This is a genomic window from Pedobacter sp. HMWF019 (assembly GCF_003061025.1).
Lineage (GTDB): Bacteria > Bacteroidota > Bacteroidia > Sphingobacteriales > Sphingobacteriaceae > Pedobacter.
The window spans coordinates 1-2,396 of the sequence record NZ_QAIL01000300.1 but is presented as its reverse complement, the minus strand read 5'-3'; the positions used below and the strand labels follow the sequence as shown (position 1 = coordinate 2,396).

1 protein-coding gene is annotated in these 2,396 nt (G+C 40.3%); it reads left to right on the top strand.

Annotated elements, in window-relative coordinates; genetic code table 11:
* The first annotated feature begins 558 nt into the window (after positions 1-558).
* A complete protein-coding gene (locus DBR11_RS16960; RefSeq protein WP_108553838.1) occupies positions 559-2,367 on the top strand; it encodes a reverse transcriptase domain-containing protein in 1,809 nt (602 codons plus the stop codon).
* Positions 2,368-2,396 lie beyond the last annotated feature (29 nt).

The following is a 2,396-nucleotide window of genomic DNA, read 5'->3' as shown; positions in this document are numbered from 1 at the left end:
GGCGTGCGCCCATAAGGGTGCGTAATGAATGACCTTTGGCAAGGTTAGGGCTAGTGTTCAAAATAAAGCCCATCATCAGCCAGCTTATCCGTGAGGGAAACTAATCGGGGAGTGTAGCATGCTGGAAAAGTCATAAGTCAGTTAGTTACCAAACTGCGACTGAATGGCGAGATGAAAAGACAGATATAAGGATAAAATCGAATCTGATTGAAAGATGGTCTAAGCGGTTTAATTGTTGGCTGGGGCGAGAGGTAATGAGCGCCACATCGTGATACTTCCTTCTCCTGCCGGTAGAAGAGAAGCAAGAACAAATCACGGCGCATCTGCAGTAAGTAGAAAAAGACAAGTCTTATCCGATCCTCTGTCGTGCTGGTCATTACGCATCTAAATGGGGATTACCTAAACCGGAATGCCACTGGGGTGGCTATAAGGTAAAGACCTTTGAATATCCGGCATGGTAACGGAGCTTCCGTAGTAGTCCGGGCAGGGGAAAGCCCTGTACATGGCGAAGGGAAGCAGCTAATATTTTTAATACTAATAAGGGAAAATGTGAGAGACATGAAAAGAAATCCGGAAAATGTATTAAACAGTCTATCAAAGCATGGCAGTAATTCTGCCTATAAATTTGAAAGGCTCTATAGAAACTTGTTCAATGAAGAGATGTTCCACATTGCCTATCAGAACATATATGCCAAACCCGGCAATATGACTGAAGGGGTTGATGAAAGAACAGTGGATGGGATGAGTCTATCCCGCATTGAAAGGATAATTGGTACACTTAAAAAGGAAACGTACCAACCAGCACCATCAAGGAGGACATATATACCTAAAAAGAATGGTAAGAAAAGACCATTAGGAATATCCTCGTTTGATGATAAACTGGTTCAGGAAGTGATCAGGATGATACTTGAGGCTATGTATGAAAAGCAGTTTAGTTATACATCACATGGTTTTAGACCGAATAGAAGTTGCCATACGGCATTATTGCAGTGTCAACAGACATTTGGTGGAGCAAAGTGGTTCATTGAAGGCGATATCAAAGGGTTCTTTGATCATATCAGTCATGATATATTGATAGGAATCCTAAGAGAACGTATCTCAGACGAGCGTTTTATCAGACTGGTCAGAAAGTTCCTGAATGCGGGGTATGTGGAGGACTGGAAATTCTTCGGTACTTATAGTGGGACACCCCAGGGGGGCATCATTAGCCCAATATTGGCTAATATCTACCTTGATAAACTGGATAAGTATATGGAAGAATATATCCGCAGGTTCGACAGTAAACCCATCCGGCAAGTATCTACAGAGCACAAAAGGTTATGGAAAGAAAAACATCGTTTAACGAAGCGACTAAATGAAGTAGAAGATGGAATAGAAAGTATGGTATTAATAGAGCGTATTAAAGCTATAGAACAACGAAGGTTAAATGTACCGGCAGCTAATGAGATGGATGCGGATTACAGAAGGCTAAAATATGTAAGATATGCGGACGACTTTCTGATAGGGGTGATAGGTAGTAAAGAAGACAGCAAGCGGATAAAGGAAGATATAAAAATGTTCCTGGAAGAAAAGCTTGAATTGCAATTGTCTGATGAAAAGACCTTGATCACCCATACAGAGCAATCGGCCAAATTTCTTGGGTACGAAGTTTATGTTCGTAAAACTAACAGTGCCAAGCGGGATAAAGCAGGAAGATTATTAAGGTGCTTCAATAAAAAAGTAGTTCTTTGGCTTCCAATGACAATCATCAAAAGTAAACTCATAGCGTATGATGTTGTCAAGTTCCTGCCTTTTAATGGCAGAGAAAAGTGGAAACCCTTGCACCGTAGCATATTGATCAATAGCGATGATCTGGAGATACTGAGCAAGTATAACTGGGAAATCAGAGGGATGTATAATTACTATTCTTTAGCGAATAACAGCTCTGAAATGCAGACTTTCAAATACATTATGGAATACAGTATGTATAAAACCTTTGCAAGAAAATACCGGACAACAGTAGGGAAAATACTCAGTAAGTATAAACAGGGTAAAAACTTTACGGTTCGATATACGACTAAGAAAGGAAACAGAGCTTCCATCCTTTATAATGAAGGTTTCAAACGTAAAACGAACATTACTGCAGCAAATGCAGACATTATTGCGAACACTATGCTGTATTCAAAAGGCACAACCAGTCTAATAGATAGGTTGAAAGCTGAAAAATGCGAAAGGTGTGGGAGTACGGAAAACTTGGAAATGCATCATGTTAGAAAGCTCAAAGATCTGAAAGGAAAGGATCTTGCAGAGCAAATGATGATTGCAAGACAGCGGAAAACAATAGCAGTATGTCTAAAATGCCATACCAAAATACACCATGGGGGATAGACTGAATATGTTAGTGGAGAGCCGTATAC

Excerpts from the sequence above, each read along its gene's own strand:
- DBR11_RS16960 (WP_108553838.1), top strand. The coding sequence starts at position 559 with ATGAAAAGAAATCCGGAAAATGTATTAAACAGTCTATCAAAGCATGGC.